Source organism: Streptomyces sp. WAC03905 (assembly GCF_057371075.1).
This window is the reverse complement of the sequence record NZ_JBXYDZ010000003.1, coordinates 4,674,358-4,696,586: the sequence shown is the minus strand read 5'-3', so window position 1 is coordinate 4,696,586 and position 22,229 is coordinate 4,674,358. Positions and strand designations below refer to the sequence as shown.

At 71.8% G+C, this 22,229-nt stretch carries 20 protein-coding genes; 12 read left to right on the top strand and 8 right to left on the bottom strand.

Annotation, left to right across the window (positions count from 1 at the left end; all coding sequences use genetic code 11):
• The first annotated feature begins 59 nt into the window (after window positions 1-59).
• The 9 genes from AC2RP6_RS23750 (at window position 60) to AC2RP6_RS23710 (ending at window position 8,575) form a co-directional block, all read left to right on the top strand.
• Complete coding sequence (locus tag AC2RP6_RS23750; RefSeq protein ID WP_486448026.1) at window positions 60-2,144, top strand: hypothetical protein; 2,085 nt, start codon at window positions 60-62, stop codon at window positions 2,142-2,144.
• Window positions 2,145-2,331: 187 nt separating this feature from the next.
• Complete coding sequence (locus tag AC2RP6_RS23745; RefSeq protein ID WP_486448025.1) at window positions 2,332-2,829, top strand: hypothetical protein; 498 nt, start codon at window positions 2,332-2,334, stop codon at window positions 2,827-2,829.
• Window positions 2,830-2,840: 11 nt separating this feature from the next.
• Entirely contained in the window at window positions 2,841-3,017 is a 177-nt protein-coding gene (locus tag AC2RP6_RS23740) for a hypothetical protein (RefSeq protein ID WP_486448024.1), read from the top strand.
• Window positions 3,018-3,102: 85 nt separating this feature from the next.
• Window positions 3,103-3,837, top strand: a complete 735-nt coding sequence (locus AC2RP6_RS23735; RefSeq protein WP_486448023.1) for a DNA methylase — start codon at window positions 3,103-3,105, stop codon at window positions 3,835-3,837.
• A complete protein-coding gene (locus tag AC2RP6_RS23730; RefSeq protein ID WP_486448022.1) occupies window positions 3,834-4,760 on the top strand; it encodes a bifunctional DNA primase/polymerase in 927 nt (308 codons plus the stop codon). Before AC2RP6_RS23735 ends, AC2RP6_RS23730 begins: the two co-directional genes overlap by 4 nt.
• A 188-nt stretch (window positions 4,761-4,948) precedes the next feature.
• On the top strand, window positions 4,949-6,184 hold the full coding sequence (locus AC2RP6_RS23725) for a DUF3631 domain-containing protein (RefSeq protein ID WP_486448021.1): 1,236 nt from the start codon (window positions 4,949-4,951) through the stop codon (window positions 6,182-6,184).
• Between the two features lie 150 nt (window positions 6,185-6,334).
• Window positions 6,335-6,571: a helix-turn-helix domain-containing protein gene (locus AC2RP6_RS23720; protein WP_486448020.1), complete on the top strand. Its 237-nt coding sequence runs from the start codon at window positions 6,335-6,337 to the stop codon at window positions 6,569-6,571.
• Between the two features lie 69 nt (window positions 6,572-6,640).
• The gene (locus AC2RP6_RS23715; RefSeq protein WP_486448019.1) at window positions 6,641-7,900 is read left to right on the top strand and encodes a tyrosine-type recombinase/integrase; all 1,260 of its coding nucleotides are present in this window, start codon (window positions 6,641-6,643) and stop codon (window positions 7,898-7,900) included.
• Between the two features lie 87 nt (window positions 7,901-7,987).
• Entirely contained in the window at window positions 7,988-8,575 is a 588-nt protein-coding gene (locus AC2RP6_RS23710) for a hypothetical protein (protein ID WP_486448018.1), read from the top strand.
• A gap of 222 nt (window positions 8,576-8,797) precedes the next feature.
• On the opposite strand, the gene AC2RP6_RS23705 is transcribed toward AC2RP6_RS23710, so the two are convergent.
• Complete coding sequence (locus tag AC2RP6_RS23705) at window positions 8,798-9,061, bottom strand: hypothetical protein (RefSeq protein WP_486448017.1); 264 nt, start codon at window positions 9,059-9,061, stop codon at window positions 8,798-8,800.
• Window positions 9,062-9,233: 172 nt separating this feature from the next.
• Window positions 9,234-9,488, bottom strand: a complete 255-nt coding sequence (locus AC2RP6_RS23700; protein WP_486448016.1) for a GNAT family N-acetyltransferase — start codon at window positions 9,486-9,488, stop codon at window positions 9,234-9,236.
• A gap of 179 nt (window positions 9,489-9,667) precedes the next feature.
• On the opposite strand from AC2RP6_RS23700, the gene AC2RP6_RS23695 reads away from it, so the two are divergent.
• Entirely contained in the window at window positions 9,668-11,293 is a 1,626-nt protein-coding gene (locus tag AC2RP6_RS23695; protein ID WP_486448015.1) for a penicillin-binding transpeptidase domain-containing protein, read from the top strand.
• Between the two features lie 153 nt (window positions 11,294-11,446).
• On the opposite strand, the gene AC2RP6_RS23690 is transcribed toward AC2RP6_RS23695, so the two are convergent.
• From AC2RP6_RS23690 to AC2RP6_RS23675, 4 genes are read right to left on the bottom strand one after another with little or no spacing between them, the layout of a single operon-like run.
• Window positions 11,447-12,604, bottom strand: coding sequence for a serine hydrolase domain-containing protein (locus AC2RP6_RS23690; protein ID WP_486448014.1), 1,158 nt, complete (start codon window positions 12,602-12,604; stop codon window positions 11,447-11,449).
• A 28-nt stretch (window positions 12,605-12,632) separates the two neighbouring features.
• Window positions 12,633-13,406, bottom strand: coding sequence for an energy-coupling factor ABC transporter ATP-binding protein (locus AC2RP6_RS23685; protein WP_486448013.1), 774 nt, complete (start codon window positions 13,404-13,406; stop codon window positions 12,633-12,635).
• Entirely contained in the window at window positions 13,394-14,155 is a 762-nt protein-coding gene (gene cbiQ, locus AC2RP6_RS23680) for a cobalt ECF transporter T component CbiQ (RefSeq protein WP_486448012.1), read from the bottom strand. Before cbiQ ends, AC2RP6_RS23685 begins: the two co-directional genes overlap by 13 nt.
• A 1-nt stretch (window position 14,156) precedes the next feature.
• The gene (locus AC2RP6_RS23675) at window positions 14,157-15,218 is read right to left on the bottom strand and encodes an energy-coupling factor ABC transporter permease (RefSeq protein WP_486448011.1); all 1,062 of its coding nucleotides are present in this window, start codon (window positions 15,216-15,218) and stop codon (window positions 14,157-14,159) included.
• 167 nt (window positions 15,219-15,385) lie between these two features.
• Here AC2RP6_RS23675 and AC2RP6_RS23670 point away from each other — a divergent pair, with 167 nt between their 5' ends.
• The gene (locus AC2RP6_RS23670) at window positions 15,386-15,781 is read left to right on the top strand and encodes an SsgA family sporulation/cell division regulator (protein ID WP_486448010.1); all 396 of its coding nucleotides are present in this window, start codon (window positions 15,386-15,388) and stop codon (window positions 15,779-15,781) included.
• 69 nt (window positions 15,782-15,850) lie between these two features.
• Here AC2RP6_RS23670 and AC2RP6_RS23665 read toward each other — a convergent pair whose 3' ends face one another.
• Together AC2RP6_RS23665 and AC2RP6_RS23660 are read right to left on the bottom strand one after the other, a co-directional pair.
• Window positions 15,851-18,052, bottom strand: a complete 2,202-nt coding sequence (locus AC2RP6_RS23665) for an MMPL family transporter (protein ID WP_486448009.1) — start codon at window positions 18,050-18,052, stop codon at window positions 15,851-15,853.
• Between the two features lie 135 nt (window positions 18,053-18,187).
• Window positions 18,188-18,778, bottom strand: coding sequence for a TetR/AcrR family transcriptional regulator (locus AC2RP6_RS23660; protein WP_486448008.1), 591 nt, complete (start codon window positions 18,776-18,778; stop codon window positions 18,188-18,190).
• A gap of 158 nt (window positions 18,779-18,936) precedes the next feature.
• Between AC2RP6_RS23660 and AC2RP6_RS23655 the strand changes: the two genes are divergently transcribed.
• Complete coding sequence (locus tag AC2RP6_RS23655) at window positions 18,937-22,206, top strand: S41 family peptidase (protein WP_486448007.1); 3,270 nt, start codon at window positions 18,937-18,939, stop codon at window positions 22,204-22,206.
• The last annotated feature ends 23 nt before the right edge of the window (window positions 22,207-22,229 follow it).

Below are 22,229 nucleotides of genomic sequence, written 5' to 3'. Positions count from 1 at the left end.
GTTCGGCCCGCCCCTCACGTCTGGGGGCAGGCCGCTGTCATCGCAAGGAGAGAACACCTGTGAGCAGCAAAAAGAACACCGTGCGGGTCGATTGGAAGGCCCCGCACGGCATCCTGACCGGCACCCTTAACGCCACCGCCGGAACCCTCGTCACCACCGCCCTCGCCCACTCCGCGGGTATGCCGTCCGGGTACGCGCTCGCCGCGGGCGCGGCCGGGGCGGTCGGCTCGTCGATCTCGGGCTGGCGGAACCGGCTGACCGGCGCCACCGTCGCGTTCCGCTCCGCGTGCTGGACTGCGGCCGGCACCTGGTCCTGCTGGGCTCTCACCGCGGGTGGTCCGGTGACGCTGACCGGTCTCGGCTCGCTCCTCGTCGGTGGGATCGCCACGGGCACGCTGGCGGCGGGGTTCGCGGCGCACGAGGAGACCGAACAGGCCCGCCGCCGGCTGCTCCTGTCCATCGGCACCCGCCGTGCGCTCGCCGCGGAGTGGGTCGAGCGGATCGCCCGGGTGTGCCGGGTGGAGAACGTGAGCGTGCTGGGGATCGAGCACTGGCCTTCCGGCATGGGCTACACCATCGAGATCGAACTGCCCGAGGGCGGCGTCACCCGCAAGCACGTCGCCGACCGCACCGACGCGCTCGCCTCCGACCTCGACCTCCCCGACGGCTGCGGCCTCCAGGTCCTCCCCGGGGTGTCGCGGCGACGGCTGCTGATCGAGGTGGCGACCAAGACCTACCAGGGGCAGGAGATCCCGTTCCCGGTGGAAGAGATGGAAGAGACCACCACCATCAACAACCCCGCCCCCATCGCCCTGCTGTCGGACGGAGGGCGGGCGGAGCTGGACATGCGGCAGGCCTCCACCGTCGTCGCCGGCGGCACCGGCAGCGGCAAAACGAACTGGCTCCAGACCCTGATCGCCCGACTGCTGCAGACCAACGACACCCTCGTCTGGGTCATCGACCTCAACGCCGGCAGCCTCGGCCTGCCCTGGCTGCACGCCTGGCGCGAAGCCCAGACCGACCCCGCCCGGCGCGACGAGGTTCCGGCACCGGGGGTGGACTGGCTCGCGTCCACCCCGGCCGAGGCCAAGCTCATGCTCGACGCGGCCATCGCCATCGCCAGTGCCCGCAAGATCGCCTACCAACAGCACATGCGGGACGAGGACGACGACAAGCTGCCCGTCTCCCCGCAGATCCCCGAGATCGTGATCATCATGGACGAGAGCGCCGAGGTCTCCGCCACCAAGGCCGCGAAGGAGGTCATGGCGGGGGTCGTGAAGGTCATCCGCGTCGCCCGCGCCATGGCCATCCGAGCCGTGATTTCCGCGCTGCGGGTCACGCAGGACGTCCTGCCGGACCCGATGGTGCGGAAGATGGCCTCCAACCGCGTCTGCACCGGCGCCAACGAGGACTCCGAACTCGGCCACCTCTTCGGATGGCGCGCCCTCACCGCCGAAAACAGCTTCTCCGGCCCCGGCTCGATGCTGGTGGGGACGGAGGGCAAGCAGCCCAAGACCGCCCAGCAGTGGCGCATCACCCCCTCCGGCGTCGACGCCGTCACCCGCGCCACCGCACACCGCCGCCCCACCCTCGACACCGTCTCCCTCCAAGCCGCCGGCCCCGCCTACACCGAACGCTGGAGCACCGAACGCTGCGGCCACCTGTGGGGAGCCCCGGTCACCACCGGCGCCCCGGCTGCTCCCGGCACGCAGACGCTGCCGGGCCGCCCGGGCGGCGGGCAGTGGAAGGCCACCGCGGGTTGGGACCAGCCGCGGCCGGTGGCCACCCCGGGAGCGGATGAGCTGGAGGCCATGTTCCGGATGCCGTCCGCAGACCCCGAGGCCTGGGCCGAGAGCGACGGGCTCACCGACTGGTCCGACCCGTCCTCGTGGACGGCCGACCGCCCGGCAGCGGAACCGGAACAGCCCGACGCACGACAGGCCGCACTCGACCTGATCATCGCCGCCGGGCCCACCGGCACCGGCGCATCCGCGATGGAACGGGACCTGAAGAACTCCTACGGGACCCGGCGGCCGGTCATTCAGCGGTGGCTGAAGGAGTGGGCCGAGACCGGCGAGATCACCCGCGTCGGAGAGGGCAGCAAGGCCCGCTACGTCCACCGCCGCCACCTCCCCGAAGCCTGAACCCGGCCGCCTGTCTGTCACCTGTCACACCCTCCCCGGACCTCCTCCTGGACGGCTCGGGAGCCTGTCACCCCTGCTGTGACCTGCGGATGACAGGTGACAGACAGGTGACAGGTGACAGACAGGTGACAGGCCGGATGACAGGCACCCCACACGGCCATCCACCCCCGCCTGAAGGAGCCCCGACGTGCATGAGTCGAACCGCACGATCGCCACCCCCGCCACCCGCTACGGCGACCCCATCCACCGCCCCCGCCCGATCGAGCCGCACACCGTTCTGCTGCCGACCGAGATCCCGCCCGGCGTCGACTGGGTGACCCTCCCCAACGGGATCCGCACCCTCGCCTACACCCAGCCGCACTACGCCCCGACTCCCGAACCGGAACCGGTCCGGGAGTCGATTCCGCGCTGGGCCAGGACGACCGCGCTCCTCGCCCCGACTCTGGGCGGCGGGATCGCCGCGGCCGGGGTCGGGATCTCCTACGCCGCCCCGGGAGTCCTCGCCATGGCCGAAGCCCTCTGGGCCACCGTCGCCGTCATCGCCGCCGGCGGGCTGGCCGCGCTCCTCCTCCGCACCGGCCGCCGCAGCGGCGGCCGGGGTGGGAGGCCGGTGCAGCACATCACCCAGAACATCACCGCGTCCGGGATGTTCGGCCGCGCCTCCGGCGCCTTCAACAACCGCTGAAAGGCCACCGCGTGAACCAGCCCGATCCCTTGGCCGAGCGCGTGGGTGACGCGCTCGCGCTCCTCACCGGCACCCGCACCGTGCGCTGCCCGCACCCCGGCTGCCGCGTCTCGGTCCGCTACCGCCACGTCGCCCCCAACGAGGCCAAGCGGCTGACCGACCTGGCCACCGACCACACCCGCCACTGAACACAACGAGGGCGGCCCCCACTCACGCCAATGACCGGGGCCGCCCTCATCCACAACCCATCCAAGACCTGTGGAGGAATCCAGCATGACCCACCCCACCCACATCCGGCGAGACCACACGGGCGTCCGGCCGTTACTCCTTGACCGGTTCTGCTGCGCCGGCGGGGCAGCAATGGGATACCACCACGCCGGATTCACGGTCGTGGGTATCGACAAGATCGATAGGTCCGACCACTACCCGTTCGCGTTCCGACAGGGCGACGCCCTGACCATCCTCACCGACCTGATCGCCTCCGGTGAGATCCGCCGCTACGCCGTGATCCACGCTTCCCCGCCCTGCCAGAAGCGATGCGCGCTCACCGTCGGCACCAACAAGTCCCGCGGCTGGGGCGGCGAACACGTCGACCTCGTCGCCCCCACCCGCGACCTGCTGGACGCGTCCGGCCTGCCGCTCGTGATCGAGCAGCCCGACGGCAAGGCCGACGTCCGCAAGGACATCACCCTCTGCGGAGAGATGTTCAGCCTCGGCGTGCTGCGCCACCGCAACTTCGAACTCGGCGGCTGGACCACCACCCAGCCCAAGCACCTCAAGCACCGCGGCTACGTACGCGGGTGGCGCCACGGCGAGTACCGCGACGGGCCGTACGTCGCCGCCTACGGCAACGGGGGCGGCAAGGCGACTGTCCCGGAGATGCAGCAGGCGATGGGCATCGACTGGACCGACGTCCGCGAGGAACTCACCGAGGCCATCCCGCCGGCCTTCTCGGAGTGGCTCGGCCGTGCCTTCCTCACCCGTGCCCGGCTGGAGGTTTCGGCATGAGCGACCTGACCGGCATCGACCTGGCGGGCCTGGACCTGCTCGCCCACGCCATCGCCGCCGCCCAGCGCGGCTGGCACGTCTTCCCCCTGCGTCCCCGAGACAAGCGGCCCGCCGGACACGCCGAGCGGTCCTGCCCCGGCACCGGCCGCTGCGCGCACGGGCACCGCACCCCCGAGCAGCGCGCGACGACCGACCCGGACCTGCTCGCCGCCGCCTGGACCCACGCCCCGTACAACATCGGGATCGCGACCGGCCCGTCCGGACTGCTCGTCGTGGACCTCGACATACTCAAGCCGACAGACGAAGAGGGAACGCCTGACGGCGTAACGGCGTTTGAGGCGCTCTGCGAGCGCGCCGGGCAGGCCGTCCCCACCACCTACCGGGTCCGGACCGCCCGCGGCGGCATGCACCTGTACTTCACCCAGCCCGACGGCGCCCGGCTCGGCAACACAGCCGGACGTCTCGGGAAGCACATCGACACCCGCGGCTGGGGCGGCTATGTCGTCGCCCCCGGCAGCCACACCCCCGACGGCGCCTACACGGTCATGGACAGCATCAGCCCCATCCCGCTGCCCGGATGGCTCGCCGAAGCGCTCACGGCCCGTCCCAAGCGGGTCCGCGACGTGCCGATGCCGATGACGGCGAAGGGGTCCCGGTACGCGAGGGCGGCCCTGGACAGCGAGACGCACAACGTCGCCCACGCCGGGGACGGGACCCGCAACGACACGCTGCTCAGGGCCGCGAGGGCTCTGGGGCGGTTCATCGCGTCGGGCGACCTGACCCGGATGGAGGTTGAGCAGGCTCTTAGTAGCGCAGCGGCCGGGAACGCCACCGAGTCGGAGCGCTACTACGACGACGTCATCACCCGCGGGCTGGACTGGTCGATTGCCAACAACCCCGCCGGCGGCCGGAGCGCGGCATGACCACCCCACCCCCCGCTCCCTCTAAGAGCCCTCTCCACCACCATGCCGCCGAGGACGCCGAACAGCCGCAGCTCGAACCGGTGACGGGCGCCTCGGAGGGCGTCGCCGAAGGCGTCCCTTCTGGCTCTGACCCGCACTCCGCTGACCCGTCCCGCACCCCGTCCGCTCCTGCCCGGAGGGAAGCCCCCATGCCCGAGCCCATCGACGGCGCCACACTGCTTGACGAGGTGGAGGCCTTCCACCGCCGGTTCAACATCTTCCCGCGCGAGGCCGCCTACGTGGCCGTGACCTTGTGGGACGCGCACGCGCACCTGCTCGACGCCTTCGACGCCACCCCGCGAATCGCGTTCCTCTCCCCGGAGCCCGGGTCCGGCAAGAGCCGCGCCCTGGACGTGATCGAGACCCTCGTGCCCAACTCCATGGCCGCGGTGGACGCCTCGCAGTCCGCGCTGTTCCGGTCCGTCGCCGGAATCGAAGGCCAGCGGCCCACGATCCTCTTCGACGAGATCGACACCATCTTCGGCCCCAAGGCCGCAGGAGACGAGAACCTCCGCAAGTTCCTCAACGCCGGCCACACCCGGGGCCGGAAGATGTACCGGTGCGTCGGAGACGGCGCCAACCAGACCGTGGAAGGCTTCCCCGCCTTCAGCGCCGTGGCCCTCGCCGGGCTCGGCTCCCTGCCCGACACCGTCTTCACCCGCTCCGTCATCATCCGCATGCGCAAGAAGGCCCCCAACGAGTCCTGCGAGCCCTGGCGGGAGCGCATCCACAAGAAGCAGGGCAACGCCCTCCGCGACCGCCTCGCCGCCTGGGCCGAATCCGTCCGCAAGCGGGTCACCGAGTCCTGGCCCGTCATGCCCGACGGAATCACCGACCGGCCGGCGGACGTGTGGGAACCGCTCCTCTCCGTCGCCGAAGCCGCCGGGGGCGACTGGCCCGAGCGAGCCCGCGCCGCCTGCCTGGAGCTGGTCGCCGCCGCGAAGGAGAACGACGCCTCCTCCCTCGGGATCCGGCTGCTGACGGATCTGCGGGATCAGGTCTTCCGGGGTGAGGAGCGGATGCCGACCGCGGCCATCCTCGAATGCCTCCTGCGCATGGACGACGCCCCCTGGGCCGACATGGACGGCAGGCCCCTCACCTCCCGGATGCTCTCGCAGATGCTCGGCCAGTACGTCACGGCGGCCAACAAGCCCATCAAGCCCCGCGGGATCCGAGTCGGCTCCGCCACCCCCAAGGGCTACTACGCCGAAGACCTGGCAGACGCCTGGGCCCGCTACTGCCCCCCTCACCCCCAGAAGTCCGCAACATCCGCCACAGCCGCCACACCGCAGGTCAGAGGGGGTGAATCTGTGGCGGAAGCCGCCACATCCATCCGCCACACGCACGCGGAAGCCGCCACACAGCTCTTCCCCGTCGCCGGATAGTCCCCGCGAGCACCAGGTGCCGCCACACCCCGCGTGTGGCGGCACCGATCCGCAACAAAACCCGAATCCGCCACAAACTCACGCCGCTGACCAGCACTGTTGCGGCGTGGCGGCTGTTGCGGATCCCCCAGAAGGCCAGACGGAGAGCGAATGCCCACACCCTCGAACCCTCGCGCCACGCTGCGCGGCGGACTCCCCGACCGCTACCTGACCCCCGACGACATCGCCGAACTGCTCGCCGTACCGCTGGAGACCGTCTACCAGTGGCGCAAGAAGCGCACAGGGCCGCCCGGCTTCCGCGTCGGCAAGCACCTGCGCTACGACCCCACAGCCGTACGCGGCTGGATCAACGACCAGATGAACGCGGACGCCCAGCGCGCCGCCTAGACCACCCACTCCACCACGGGGGCGGCCCACAAAGGCCGCCCCCGCTCGCGTTCCATGAAGGGGCACAACGTGGCCGGCCACGTCCAAGACCGCTGGTACAAGACCGAGACCGGGACCGACGGCAGAACCCGACGGGTCAAGACCGACCGTTACGGCGCCGGCGCGCGCTATCGCGCCCGGTACATCGGCCCCGACGGCACCGAAAAGAGCAAGTCGTTCCCGGATAAGCAGAAGCGTCTGGCCGAGTTGTGGCTGAACGAGACCGCGGCTGACATGTCCCGAGGGCAGTACGTGGATCCGCGGGCGAGCCGCATCACCTTCCGGCAGTTCGCCGAGAAGTGGGTGAAGACCCACACGACGGAGATCAACAGCCGCGAGGCGGCGGAGCGGCGGCTGAGGCTGCACGCCTATCCGTACATCGGCACCCGCCCCATGCCGTCGTTTCAGCCGGGCCACATCCGGACCTGGCTGGGTGAGCTGGAGGAGAACGTCCCGGCCTCCTCGCACCGCCGCATCATCTTTGGCACGGTCAATGCCGCATTCGCCGCAGCGGTGGATGACGGCCTCCTGCCCAAGAACCCGTGCCGGGCCCGGTCGGTGCAGGTCCCCAAGCCCGCGCCGCCGCGCGTCACGCCGTGGACCCCGGCACAGGTGTGGGAGGTGCGCGCCGCTCTGCCCCAACATCTGCGGACCACTGTCGACGCCGGCGGCGGATGCGGCCTTCGCCAGGGCGAGGTGTTCGGGCTCTCCGAGGAGGAGATCGACTACGACGGCGCGTGGCTCCACGTGGAGCACCAGCTCAAGCGCATCCGGGGCAAGTACGTCTTTGCTCCGCCGAAGGGCGCCAAGGCGCGCTCCGTGCCACTGCCCAGATCTGTTGCGGCGGCACTGCGCGCGCACTCCGAGCTTTACCCGCCGGTGGCGGTCACCTTGCCCTGGCGGACACCGGACGGGCCCTTCGTGACGCGGTCGCTCGTCTTCTCCAGTCTGAGCGGCACGTTCATCCGGGTGAGCCACTTCAACGATCACATGTGGAAGCCCGCCCTCGCGGTCGCGGGCATCATCCCTCCGGCCGAGGGAGGCGAGCGCTACGCCTCCGCCCCGCAGCACGGTATGCACGCACTGCGACACTTTTACGCCTCCGTCCTGCTGGACGCCGGCGAGAACATCCGGGCCCTCAGCCAATACCTCGGCCACGCCGATCCGGGCTTCACGCTGAGGACGTACACACACCTGATGCCCAGCAGCGAGGGCCGCACCCGTAGGGCTCTCGATGTGCTCTTCACAGCGCAGTCGGTCCTCGACCAGACGCGCGAGGCCCCCCAGTAATCGCGCAGCCGCTTTTCGGCAGCGGCGCACCGTCCCTGACTGCCGATTTCGCCTGACGACGCGAGACCTCGCCGTCAGAATGATGCGATGGACCAGGGGATGGCTGCAGTCGCTGCCGGCATAGTCGGGCTCGTAGGCGCAGGGATCGGCGGCCTCGCCACGGCTTACGGAGCGCGAGTCGGTGCACAAAAGACCATCGAGGCGGCACGGACTCAGGTGGACCGGCAGGCAACCGCCGAACATCGTCATTGGGTTCGGGAGCAGCGGCGCCTAGCGTACAGCGCCGTTATGGAGGCGGATCTGGTGCTCACCATGGCAATCGACGGCTGCACGTCAGATCTACTCCGAGGGACGGCATTGTCCGAGGACGCCGTGAGCAGCATGGGACGCCATGTGAGGAACTTGGCCACCGCTGTGGCCAAGGCCACCCTGTGGGGGCCCGATGACCCGATCGATAAGGCACAAGATCTCATCAGCGCCAGGGGACGAACTGTAGGTAGAACTGTCGCCTGGTCTATGGCGGTCGCAAGCGGCAACGCCGAGGCCGCGCGAGCGGCAGTGAACGGCATGACTGGGTCGGAGGACAGAGAGGCGACCCGCGCCTTCGTCACAGCCGTTCGACGCACGCTAGCCGAGACGGCCATTCAAGATCACGGCCCCGAGGCGGCCCAGTAGGGCCGAACAGCCTCCACTCAAGAGAAAGCGTGCAGGTCAGGGGCACGCGTCACAGAGGGCGCAGAACTTCATCTATTTCTGGCCGATCTACACGGGCCAGACCTTGCCCATGGACTCCTGGCGCGGCCGCATGTGGCTGGACACCTGGGTCTAGCAGGCGAAACGACGGGCCCGGCACCGAAAGGTGCCGGGCCCGTCGTGGTTGTTGCCGATGGTCGCCGGTCAGCGGGAGGCTTCGCAGGCGGAGTTCGCCGCGTCCTTGCTCGCGCCGACCGCGACGAGGCTGGACACGCAGCTGGTCTGGTTGCCGATCTGGCCCTCGTAGCAGGCTTCCGCGGCGCCGTCCTTGGCCTTCGGGGCATGCTGGGCGACGTACTGCTCGCAGGCCTTCACGTCCGCCTGCGCGGAGGGGGCGGTGACCACGGCGCCTCCGGCGGCGAGGGCCAGGGCGGCGAGGATGCTGGGGATACGGGCCGACGGACGCATGCGGACGCACCTGCTCTCTCGGGTCGGTCGCGCGATCCGCGGGTGCGCCGGACCACGGGCGGGGGCGGCGGCGCGGAGCGGGGACTCCGGGGGCGGGCGACCGGCTCGCGCATCGGTCGCCCTCGCCCTTCCGACGCTAGAACACCGCTCCGGCCCGTGCACGTCGACCGGTTCAGGACGGCTCGTCGTCCCACCGGGCGGGCGTGGTCGTACCGGTGGACCAGTCCCGCCGCAGGAACGCGTAGCCGACGGCGTCGTGGACCGCGCTGCCGTCGGCGGCGGGCCACCCGTCCCGGTAGTGGGCCTCCTTGACGTAACCGCACCGGCGGAAGGTGCGCCGCATCGCGGCGTTGTCCTGGCGGGTGGTGCCCTCGATCCGCAGGATCCGCGGGAACTCGGCGAACAGGTACGCCGTCAGCCAGGTCACGGCCGCAGCCCAGGGGTCGGAGGGCGCCCGGCCCCAAGCCGGTGGACGGGATGCGGCGGACGGCCCTCCACATGTTCCGGTCCGGTAACAACCGCACACCGGGCGACTCCGCAGAGTAAGGTCGCAGCCAAGGGCTCTTTGAACGCGTTCAGGAGCCGTGACCATGGGGGAGGACGAAAGTGAACGGGGCGGCGAAAGGCGCCATCATCGGCGGGGTGTTCCTCGCGATGGTCGGCGGTGCCGGATACGGGGTGTACGCGCTGGTCGGGGACGGCGGCGGGGACGGGGACGAGGTCACCGCCCTCTCCGGGGGCAGCGGCCCGATCAAGGAGAAGGAGGCCGACGCGGCCGCGAAGGCCTTCCTCGCCGCGTGGGCGGCCGGGGACGAGCGGGGGGCGGCGGACCTGACCAACAACGCCGCTGCCGCGCAGACCGCGGTCGGGGAGTTCCGGACGAAGGCGTACGTCTCCAAGGCCGTGATCACCCCGGGCCGGGCGAACGGCACGACCGTGCCCTTCAAGGTCGAGGCGGAGATCACCTACGAGGGCACGACCAAGCCCCTCGCCTACGACTCCCAGCTCACGGTGGTGCGCGGCCTGACCAGCGGCAAGCCCCTCGTCGACTGGCAGCCCTCGGTGATCCACCCGCAGCTGCAGAAGGACGAGAAGCTGCGCGCCGGCGCTCCCGCGAGCCCGCCCGTCAAGGCGGTGGACCGCAACGGCGAGGAGCTGACCGCGGAGAAGTACCCCCTGCTGCGCCAGGTCCTGGACGAGCTGCGCCAGAGCTACGGCAGCAAGGCGGGCGGCAGGGCCGGGGCCGAGGTGTGGATCGAGCCCGCGGCGAAGGACGCTCCCAAGCGGACCCTGCTCACGCTGGTCGAGGGCGAGCCCAGCACCCTCAGGACGTACCTGGACGCGAAGGTGCAGGCGGCGGCGGAACAGGCGGTCGCGAAGTTCCCCGAGGCCTCGGTGGTGGCCGTGCAGCCGAGCAACGGGCACATCCTGGCCGTCGCGAACAACCGCAAGGACGGCTTCAACGCGGCGATGAGGGGCAACCGCGCCCCGGGGTCCACGATGAAGATCGTGACGGCCGCGATGCTGATGGACCGGGGCCTGGTCGCCGCGGACAAGCCGGCGGAGTGTCCGAAGACGGTGACCTGGGGCCGGGAGTTCCACAACCTCAAGAACTTCGACCTGCCGCCGGGCACCAGTTTCGCGACCTCGTTCGCCCGGTCCTGCAACACCGCCTTCATCAAGCAGATCAAGCCCGTCGACGACGATGCGGCGCTGCCAAAGGAGGCGACGGAGGTCTTCGGCATCGGCCTGGACTGGAAGACCGGCATCAAGTCCACCGACGGCAAGGTCCCGCCGGCGACGGGCGCCTCGGCGGCCGCCGCGTACATCGGACAGGGCCAGATCACCATGAACCCGCTGAACGTCGCGTCCATCACCGCGACCGCCCGCACCGGGGTGTTCCGCCAGCCGCTGCTCGTCTCGCCGGAGCTCGACGGCCGGACGATCGCCACGGCGGAGCGCCGGATGAAGTCCTCCGTGCAGCAGCAGCTCGTCGGCATGATGAAGCTGACGGCGACCAGCGGCACCGCGCGCGAGGCCATGGCCGCGGTCCGCGGCTCGGACAAGGGCGCGAAGACCGGCTCGGCGGAGGTCGGCGGCGCCGACGCCAGCCCGGACAGCTGGTTCACCGGCTTCAGCGGCGACGTGGCGGCGGCCGCGATGGTCGAGGGCGGCGGCCACGGCGGCGAGGCGGCCGGCCCGATCGTCGCGGCGGTCCTGAACGCGGGCTGACCCGGGACGGGGCGATTGCGCCCGGCCGCCCGGCGGCCCGACGCCGGCGCGGCGCCCGACACGGCGTGCCGTGCGGCCGGCGGCCGCCATCGCCTCGCGCGGCGCACCGGCACCGCGCTGGCGCCCCCGCATGACGACGAGGGCTCCGGCCCGTCAGAGGGCTGACCGCAGGGCCCGGACCAGCGCCTGGGCGCGGGGGTCTGCGGTGACCGACTTGGCCAGGGCGTTGGTGACGTAACCGAAGCCGATGCCGGCCTCCGGGTCGGCGAAGGCGAGGGAGCCGCCGCGGCCGGGGTGGCCGAAGGAGGCGGGCGAGAGCAGCGGCGAGGCGGGGCCGTGGAGCATGTAGCCGGCGCCGAAACGGGTGTTGACGACCAGGACCCGGTCCGGGCCCGCGGAGTGCTCCCGGGCTGCCAGCTCCGTGGTGGCCGGGGTGAAGATCCGCGCCCCGTCCTCGACCACGCCGATGGTGGCCCCGTAGAAGCGGGCCAGGGCGCGGGCGGTGCCGATGCCGTTGGAGGCGGGGAGTTCGGCCGCCCGGTAGGCGGGGGCGTTCTCGTCGGGCAGCGGATCGATGGCGGCGAAGGCGCGACGGGTGAGGGAGGCGGGGTCGGCGTACGCCTCGGAAACGTTCCTGCGTGGGCGGGTCCTCAGCATCCCGGCGCTCTCCGGCGGCTCGACGGGGGCCACCCGCCCCACCCGGCCGGTCTCGGTCTCGGGCAGACCGATCCAGAAGTCCACGCCGAGCGGCTCGGCGATGTCCTCCGCCAGGACGGAGCCCAGCGTGCGTCCGGTCACCCGGAGCACCAGCTCGGACAGCAGCCAGCTGTAGGTCTGCGCGTGGTAGCCGTGCCCGCTGCCGGGCTCCCAGAACGGCTGCTGTGCGGCGACGGCGCGCGGCCCGGACACCCCGTCCGCGGCCTCGGCGGCGGTCAGTCCGCGGTCCAGGGCCGGAATGCCCGCGCGGTGCGCGAGGAGGTCCCGTACGAGGATCCCCTCCTTGCCGCCCGCCTTGAACTCCGGCCAGTACGTGCCGACCGGCGCGTCCAGGTCGAGCAGCCCGCGCTGGTGCAGGAGCAGCGGCACGGCGGCGGCCACGCCCTTGGTGGCGGACCGGACGATCTGCGCGGTGTCCTCGGTCCACGGCTCGGTGCCGTCGGCGTCCCGGGTGCCGCCCCACAGGTCGACGACCTTGCGGCCGTCCCGGTAGACGGCCACGGCCGCGCCGCGGTCGCCGAGCACCTCGAAGTTGCGTACGAACGCGTCCCTGACGGGCTCAAAGCCCTCCGCCACCACACCCTGGATGTCCACGTGCGGTCCAACAAACGCGGACCGGTGCTTATGCCACCGATACCGAACGGGGGTCGAAGCCGAAGGGCAGCTCCAGCCGGTGGGCCCGCATCAGCCCGTCGTCGCACAGCAGGTCCTGGGTGCGTCCGTCGGCGGCGATGACCCCCTCGCTGAGGATCACCGAGCGCGGGCACAGCTCCAGCGCGTACGGCAGGTCGTGGGTCACCATCAGCACGGTGACGTCGAGCGAGCGCAGGATGTCGGCGAGCTCGCGGCGCGAGGCGGGGTCCAGGTTGGACGACGGCTCGTCGAGGACCAGGATCTCCGGCCGCATGGCCAGTACGGTCGCCACGGCCACCCGGCGGCGCTGCCCGAAGGACAGGTGGTGCGGCGGCCGGTCGGCGAACCCGGCCATGCCGACCTGGTCCAGGGCGGCCCCGACCCGCTCCTCCAGCTCGGCGCCCCGCAGGCCGGCCGCGGCCGGGCCGAAGGCGACGTCCTCCCGGACGGTCGGCATGAAGAGCTGGTCGTCGGGGTCCTGGAAGACGATCCCCACCCGGCGCCGGATCTCGGCCAGGTTCCGCTTCTCGACCGGCAGCCCGGCCACGGCCACGGTGCCGACCCCGCCGGTGAGGATGCCGTTGAGGTGGAGCACGAGGGTGGTCTTGCCGGCGCCGTTCGGGCCGAGGAGGGCGACGCGTTCGCCGCGCCCGACCGTGAGGTCCACGCCGTAGAGGGCCTGGTGGCCGTCCGGATAGGCGTAGGCGAGCCCGGCGACTTCGAGCGAGGGGGCGGGGGCGGGGGTAGCGGTCACAGGGTCCATCCCATCAGACAGACGGCGAGGGCCGTCACCGGGAGCACGGCCGCGTACGCCCACTGGCCGCGGGTGGCCACCACCTCGTCGATCACCGGCATGGAGCCGGTGTAGCCGCGGCTGACCATCGCCAGGTAGACCCGCTCGCCGCGTTCGTAGGAGCGGATGAACAGCGCGCCGGCGGTCTTCGCCAGCACCCCCCAGTGCCGGATCCCGCTGGCCTCGAAGCCGCGCGAGCGGCGGGCGACGGACATCCGGCGCAGCTCGTCGCCGATCACGTCGCCGTAGCGGATCATGAAGGAGGCGATCTGCACGAGCAGGGGCGGCAGCTTGAGCCGCTGCAGGCCCAGCAGCAGGGCGCGCAGTTCGGTGGTGGAGGCGAGCAGGACGGACGCGGCGACGCCGAGGGTTCCCTTGGCGAGGACGTTCCAGGCGCCCCACAGGCCGGAGACGCTCAGGGACATGCCGAGCACCTCGACCCGCTCGCCCTCGGCGACGAAGGGCATGAGCACGGCGAAGGCGACGAAGGGGATCTCGATCAGCAGCCTGCGCAGCAGCAGGCCCGCCGGGATCCGGGCCACGGCCGCGACCCCGGCGAGCAGGAGGGCGTACAGGCCGAAGGCCCACACCGCCTCCCGCGGTGTGGACACGACGACGAGGACGAAGCCGAAGGTCGCGGCGAGCTTGCAGTGCGGGGGCAGGGTGTGGACCGGCGAGTGGCCCGGGCGGTAGAGCCTGTGGGCGTGGCCGGCACCCATGTCAGGCGACCGGGGTGGAGGTGGCGGTGGCGGTCACGTCCTCCGTGCGGCGGCGGCGCACGGCCCAGAAGATCCCGGTGCCGGCGACGACGGTGACGCCGACGCCGATGACGCCGGCGAGTCCGCCGGACAGGCGGGCGTCGTCGACGTCCTTGACGCCGTAGTCGGCGAGCGGCGAGCCGGCGGCGGCGTGCTCCTCGACCTTCTCGTCGATGCCCTTGTCGGCGGCGACCTTCTCCAGGCCGTCGGGGTTGGCGGAGGCGTAGAAGGAGACGAACCCGGCGAGGACGAGGGCGGTGACCAGGCCGGTCACCCACACCTTCTTCGTCGACCCGGCACCGGTGGGGGCGGGTGCGGTGGCGGCGGCCGGCGGCGCGTCGACGAGCGCGCCGTCGACGCGCAGCTTCAGCGGCGCGGTCAGCCCGCGGGCCCCGTGCACCAGGTCGGGCCGTACGGCGATCACGGCGCCCACGGTCGCGGCGGTGATGAGGGCCTCGCCGATGCCGATGAGGACGTGGACGCCGACCATGGCGGTCAGCACCTTGCCGAGGGGCACGTCCGTCGTGCCGCCGACGGCGTAGACGGCGGTGAAGGCCGCGGCCGCGGCGGGCACCGAGAGCAGGGCCGCCACGAAGCCGGCCACGGTCACGGAGCGACGGGTGGGCGGCAGGACGCGGAGCAGACCGCGGAAGACCAGGTGGGCCGTGACGACGGTGACGACGCCCATGACGGTGATGTTGACGCCGAGGGCGGTGAGGCCGCCGTCGGCGAAGAGGATGCCCTGCATGAGCAGGACGACGGACACGCAGAGCACGCCGGTGTAGGGGCCGACGAGTATCGCCGCGAGCGCACCGCCCAGGAGGTGGCCGCTGGTACCGGCGGCCACGGGGAAGTTCAGCATCTGCACGGCGAAGATGAAGGCGGCGACGAGTCCGGCGAGCGGCGCGGTCCGCTCGTCGAGTTCACGGCGGGCGCCACGGAGGCTGACGGCCACCGCCGCGGCCGCCGCCACTCCGGCGGCCACCGACACGGGTGCGTTGATGAATCCGTCGGGCACATGCATGGAGTGGGCTCCGCTTCTTTACGGTCTTTAACCGTTCAAGAATAGTGCCCAGTTGCAAACCGTTGGCAAGAGCGGGTCCGTCACAAATAGCGTCGCGCGTTTTCGTCGGAATGTGCGAGGCTGGAGGGCAAACGGACGGATATGTTCCGATTCGAGGAGTCTGGTCGATGTCAGCCCCCGCCGAGAACCTCCCAGCGACCGCGACCGCGGCCCCCGTCGAAGAGCGGGTCCGCGCCCGTGTGATCACGGACGACCCCCTCTACCGGGCGATCCCCGTTGCCCTGCGTTTCACCCCGGCCGAGCCGCTGGCCGTCCGGATCGTCTTCCCCGCCGACCTCTCCCCCGAGGGCACCGACAACGAATGGGTCTTCCCCCGGGCCCTGCTCGAAGCGGGGCTCCAGGCTCCCACGGGGACCGGTGACGTGCGCGTGTGGCCCTGCGGTCGCGTCCAGGCGGTCGTGGAGTTCCACTCCCCCGAGGGGGTGGCGGTCGTGCAGTTCGACATCGCCGCGCTGCGCCGTTTCCTGCGGCGTACCTACGCCGCGGCCGCCCCCACCCGATAGGCGCAACGGGCCCGGCCCCGTACCCCCGGTCGATCGGGGGTACGGGGCCGGGCCGTCCTGACGCGGAGGTCAGGCGTTGACCAGCTCGCGGTCCTTGTCCGGGCCCTCGCCGTGCGCGGACTCGCCGGCGAGGTGCTTGCGCAGGCTCTCGCCCTCCACGTCCACGTTCGGCAGCAGCCGGTCCAGCCACTTGGGCAGCCACCAGGCCTTGTGGCCGAGCAGCGCGAGCACCGCCGGGACGATGGCCATGCGCACCACGAAGGCGTCGAAGAAGACGGCGACGGCCAGACCGAAGCCGATCATCTTGACCATCTGCTCGCTGGCTCCGATGAAGCCCGCGAACACCGCGATCATGATGACGGCGGCGGCCACGACGACCCGCGCGCTGTACTGGAAGCCGGTCACGACCGCCTGGCCCGGCCGCTCGCCGTGGACGTACGCCTCACGCATGCGGGTGACGAGGAAGACCTCGTAGTCCATGGCCAGACCGAAGACCACGCCGACCATGAAGATCGGCATCATCGACATGATCGGACCGGTCTGCTCCACCCCGAAGACGGAGCCGAGCCAGCCCCACTGGAAGACCGCGACGACCGCGCCCAGGGCCGCGACCACCGAGAGCAGGAAGCCGAGGGCCGCCTTGAGCGGGACCAGGACCGAGCGGAAGACGAGCATCAGCAGCAGGAAGGCGAGGCCGACGACCAGTGCCAGGTAGGGCAGCAGCGCATCGTTCATCTTCTGCGAGAAGTCGATGTTCATCGCGGTGGCGCCGGTGACGAGGACGTCGTCACCGCTGCCGTCGCGGATCTCGTGGACCAGTTCCTCGGTGTGCGTGGAGGAGGGACGGTCCTTCGGGACGACGGTGATCACTGAGGCGTCGCCGGCCTCGTTGGGGGTCGCCGGCATGACCGCGGCCACGCCCTCCAGCCCCTTGATCCGGTCGACGGTGGAGTCCGCGAGGGCCTTGTTCCCGTCGACGACCACCATCAGCGGGCCGTTGAAGCCCGGGCCGAAGCCCTCGGACAGCAGGTCGTACGCCTGGCGCTGCGTGGTGGAGACCGGCTGGGCGCCGTCGTCCGGCAGACCCATCTCCAGCTTGCTCGCCGGGACGGCGATGACGCCGAGGCCGATCACACCGGCCAGCAGCACCATGACGGGACGGCGCAGGACGAAGCGGGCCCAGCGGGTGCCGCCGTTGGCCTTCTTCTCGGCGCCGGCGGGCTTGCCCTTGCCGAACAGCCGGCTCTTCTCGCCCGCGGGCAGAACCTTCCTGCCGGCGAAGCCGAGGATGGCCGGGACCAGCGTGAGCGCGACGAGCACGGCGATGACCACGGTGCCCGCGGCCGCGAAGCCCATCTTGGTCAGCATCGGGATGTTCACGACGGCCAGGCCCACGAGGGCGATGACCACGGTCAGACCGGCGAAGACCACGGCGGAACCAGCGGTACCGGCGGCCCGGCCGGCGGCCTCGTCGCGCTCACGGCCCTCGGCGAGCTCCGCGCGGTAGCGGGAGACGATGAAGAGGGCGTAGTCGATGCCGACCGCGAGGCCGATCATCGTCGCGAGGGTGGCGGTGGTGTTGCCGAGGTCCAGCACGTTGGCGAGTGCGGTGATGGAGGAGACGCCGATGCCCACGCCGATGATCGCCGTCAGCAGCGGCAGGCCGGCCGCGACCAGCGAGCCGAAGGTGATCACCAGGACGATGGCGGCGACGAGGATGCCGATGATCTCGCCGGACCCGGTCTCGGGGGCCACCATCAGCGCGTCACCGCCGATCTGCACGTTCAGGCCCGCGGCCTTGGCGCCGTCGCCGGACTCCTTGAGCGCGTCGCGGGTGGCGTCCTTCAGCTCCATGCCGCTGACGGTGTACTTGGCGCTGATGTAGGTGGTGGAGCCGTCCTGGCTGACCGCCTGCACCTCGTAGGGGTTGGCCACGGAGGAGATCTGCTCCGCGCCCGGACCGGTCTTCAGCGTGTTGACGATCTTCTCGACCTCGGCCTTGGGGCCGGGGTCGGTGACCTTCGCACCCTGGGGTGCCTTGACGACGATGCGCGCGGTGGCGCCGTCGGCGGCCATGCCCGGGAACTTCTCGTCCAGCAGGTCGAAGGCCTTCTGGGCCTCCGTGCCGGGTATGGAGAACGACCCGGAGGTCGGGGCGGCGGCCGAGGCCGCGCCGAATCCGGCGGCGAACAGCAGCGCCACCCAGAGGAGGGCGACGAGCCCGCGGCGCCTGAAGGCGCCCCGGCCGAGTCGGTAGAGGAAGGTGGCCACGTCGGTGGTTCTCCCGTTCAGGTCGTGGGATGGATCCGCGAGGAATCAGGGCGTGGGGAGCCGGCCCGACGACGAGAGCGGCGTGTCAGGAGCAGCAAGCCGGCACGGCGTGCCGGGGACTGGGGACGGGGAGGCTCAGACGCCGAGGGCGGGGAAGACCACGGCGTCGATGAAGTCACCGAGGAACGCCCGGTCCACCGGCCGGTCCTCGATCAGCGGGAGCGCGATGAACGCCCCGATGAGCATGTGCGGTACGAATTCCAGGGCCGGGCACCCCGGAGCGATCTCGCCCCGGTCCACCGCGCGCTGCAGCATCACCTGCAGCCCGGTGATCTCCGGGTCGACCAGCAGGTCCCGCAGCGCCTTGTGGAGCTCCGGGCTCTCGTGGACGGCGTGGGCCAGGCCCCGCATCAGCGCGGTGTCCTTGGCCATCTGCGCGTCGTCCGAGTGCTCCACCATGCGCGCGAAGTCCCCGCGCAGACTGCCGGTGTCGATTTCGCGCAGCGAGACGGGCTGCGTACATCGCAGGGCCTTGGCGACCAGCTCCGGCTTGCTCCCCCACTGGCGGTAGAGGGTCGCCTTGCTGGACTTCGTACGGGCGGCGACCGCATCCATGGTCAGCGCCTCGTAGCCGACGTCACGCAGGAGGTCCAGGACCGCCTCGTGCAGTTCGGCCTGCCGTTCGGGCGTGATGCGGCTGCGCCGGGCCGCCATCGCCTCGGTCATCCCGTACCTCCATCCGAACGAAACTGTTCCGTACGCTTAAGACGATACCCCTCCCCCAAGCGAAACGAAACCGTTCCGTTTCGCTGGAGGGGGTGGCGTGGATCACCAGATCACCAGTACGAGTTGCCGCACCCCCCTCACACGGAAAGCATTGGGGGGTGAGTCACGACGTCGCGTACCTCCGGTTCCCGCACCTGCACGACGACCTCCTGTGTTTCGCCACCGAGGACGACCTCTGGGTCGCCCCGCTGGTCCCCGACGGCCACACCCCCGGACGGGCCTGGCGGGTCACCGTCGACCGCACCCGGGTGGGCCATCCCCGCTTCTCCCCCGACGGCCGCCACATCGCCTTCACCACGTGGCGCAGCCTCGATCCCGAGATCCACCTCGCGCCCGTCGACGGCGGCCCCGCCCGCCGGCTGACGCACTGGGGCGCCACCGACACCCGCGTGTGCGGATGGGACCCCGACGGCAACGTCCTGGCGGTCTCCTCGCACGAACAGCCCTTCTCCTACTTCTCCTGGGCCTACAAGCTGCCCACCGACGGCAGCCCCGGCGGGCGCCTGCCCTGGGGGCCGGTGTCCGACATCCAGGTCGCCGACGTCGACGGCGAGCACAAGAGCCTGCTGCTCACCGGCAAACCGCCGCACGAACCGGCCGCCTGGAAGCGCTACCGGGGCGGCGCCATGGGCCGGCTCTGGCTCCACGGGCGCCAGCTCCTGGAGGACCTCGAAGGGCACCTGGACGCGCCGATGTTCGTGGGCGGCCGGATCGCCTTCCTCTCCGACCACGAGGGCATCGGCAACCTCTACTCCTGCCTGCCCGACGGCACCGGCCTGCGCCGCCACACCGACCACGACGAGTTCTACGCCCGGCACGCCTCCAGCGACGGCTCGCGCGTCGTCTACCAGTGCGCCGGAGACCTCTGGCTCGTCGACTCCCTCGCCCCCGACGCCGGACCGCGCAAGCTCCAGGTCCGCCTCGGCGGACCGCGCGCCGGCCTGCGCACCTACCAGGTGCCGGCCGCCAGCCACGTCGACTCGCTCTCCGTGGACGCCACCGGGCGGGCCAGCGCCGTCGTGGTGCGCGGCAGCCTGTACTGGCTGACCCACCGCGACGGGCCGGCCCGGACCATCGCCGACACCCCCGGCGTGCGCGTACGGCTGCCGGAGATGCTCGGCAGCGGCGGGCAGGTCGCCTACGTCACCGACGCCGAGGGCGAGGACGCGATCGAGATCGCCTACCTGCCGCGGGCCTCCGGGGACCGGGAGCCGCGCCGCCTGGCGTCCGGCGGGCTGGGCCGCGTGACCGAGCTGCTCTCGGACCCGGACGGGGAGCGCCTCGCCGTCGCCTCGAACGACGGCCGGCTGCTGCTCGTCGACGCGACGGAGGACTCCGACGGCGAGGTCACCGAGCTGATCCGGTCCATCAACGGCCCCGTCACCGACCTGGCGTTCTCCCCCGACGGGGCCTGGCTGACCTGGTCGCACCCGGGCATCGGGCGCTCGCTGCGGCAGATCAAGATGGCCCGCATCTCCGGGCCCGGCGGGCGCGCCGTCGTGGACGTCACCAACGGCCGCTTCGCCGACGAGAACCCGGTCTTCACCCGGGACGGACGCTATCTGGCCTTCCTGTCCTGGCGCGGTTTCGACCCGGTCTACGACGTGCACACCGGCGACCTGTCCTTCCCCCTGGGCTGCCGCCCGTATTTGGTCCCGCTCTCCTCCGCCACCCCCTCGCCCTTCGCGCTGTCGGCCGAGGGGCGGCCCGCGGCGGGCGGACTGGACCCGGGCGACGGGGAATCGGAGGGCTCGGGCGAGGGCGGCGCCGTGACCGTCGAGGTGGAGGGCCTGGAGAGCCGGGTCACCCCGTTCCCCGTGAGCGCCTCCAAGTACTCGGCCCTGTACCCGGTGAACGGCGGCGGACTGGTCTGGCTGCGGTGGCCGATCTCGGGCGCGCTCGGCGAGACCTTCGCCAACCCCAACGACATCAGCGGCAAGCCGACGCTGGAGCACTTCGACCTGACCAAGGCCCGCAAGAGCGAACTGGCCTCGGGACTGGACTGGTTCGCGGTCAGCGGTGACGGCACCCGGCTCGTCATCAACGACGACGGCGACCTGCGCGCGGTCCCCGCCACCGAGTCGGGCGACGGCGATTCGACGGTGTACCTGGACCTGAGGCGCATCCTGCACGAGGTGGACCCGGCGGCCGAGTGGCGCCAGGCCTTCGAGGAGGCCGGGCGGATCATCCGCGCGTACTTCTGGGACCCGAACATGTGCGGCATCGACTGGGACGGCGTCCTGCGCCAGTACCGTCCCCTCGTCGAACGGGTCGCGTCACCGGACGAGTTCGCCGACCTGCTGCGCGAGGTCCTCGGCGAGCTGGGCACCTCGCACGCCTACGTCTCCCCGGCCCGCCGCAACGAAGGCCCCCCGCACTACCAGCGGGCCATCGGCCTGCTCGGCGCCAACCTGGTCCCCCGGGACGGGACCTGGGTGGTGTCCAAGATCCTGCCGGGCGAGTCCTCCGACTCCAAGGCCCGCTCCCCGCTGGCCGGAACGGGCATCCGGGAGGGGGCGGTGCTCACCCACGTGGACGGCCGTCCCGTCGACCCGGTCGCCGGCCCGTACCCGCTGCTGGCGGCGGCCGGCGGCACCACGGTCGAGCTGACCTTCCTGCCGGCGGAGGGCTCTGACCGCCCCCGCCGGGTCGCCGTCGTCCCCCTGATCGACGAGCGCCCGCTGCGTTACCAGGACTGGGTGTCCAAGCGCCGCCAGGTGGTCCGGGAGCTCAGCGGCGGCCGGTGCGGCTACCTGCACATCCCCGACATGGGCGGCTCGGGCTGGGCCCAGTTCAACCGCGACCTGCGCATGGAGATGTCCCGTCCGGCACTGATCGTGGACGTGCGCGGCAACGCGGGCGGCCACATCAGCGAGCTGGTGGTGGAGAAACTGACCCGCTCCATCCTCGGCTGGGACCTCACGCGCGACGCCCAGCCCGTCAGTTACGCCTCCAACGCGCCCCGCGGCCCGATCGTGGCACTGGCCGACGAGGCGACCTCCTCGGACGGCGACATGATCACCGCGGCCTTCAAACTGCTGGGCCTGGGCCCGGTGGTGGGCCAGCGCACCTGGGGCGGGGTGGTCGGCATGACGGGCCGGCACACCCTCGGCGACGGCACGGTCATCACGGTGCCGATGAACGCCGCCTGGTTCCCCGAGTACGGGTGGTCGGTGGAGAACCACGGCGTGGAACCGGACTTCGAGATCCTGCGCACCCCGCTCGACTGGGCGGAGGGGCGGCACGCCCAGATGGACGACGCCGTGCACCTGGCGCTGGAGCTGCTCGAACAGGACCCGGCCGCGATGCCGCCCGGCTACACCGACGTACCGGACCGGCGTCGTCCGAAGCTGCCGCCGCGGGAGTGAGCGCCGGACGCGACGGACGGGGC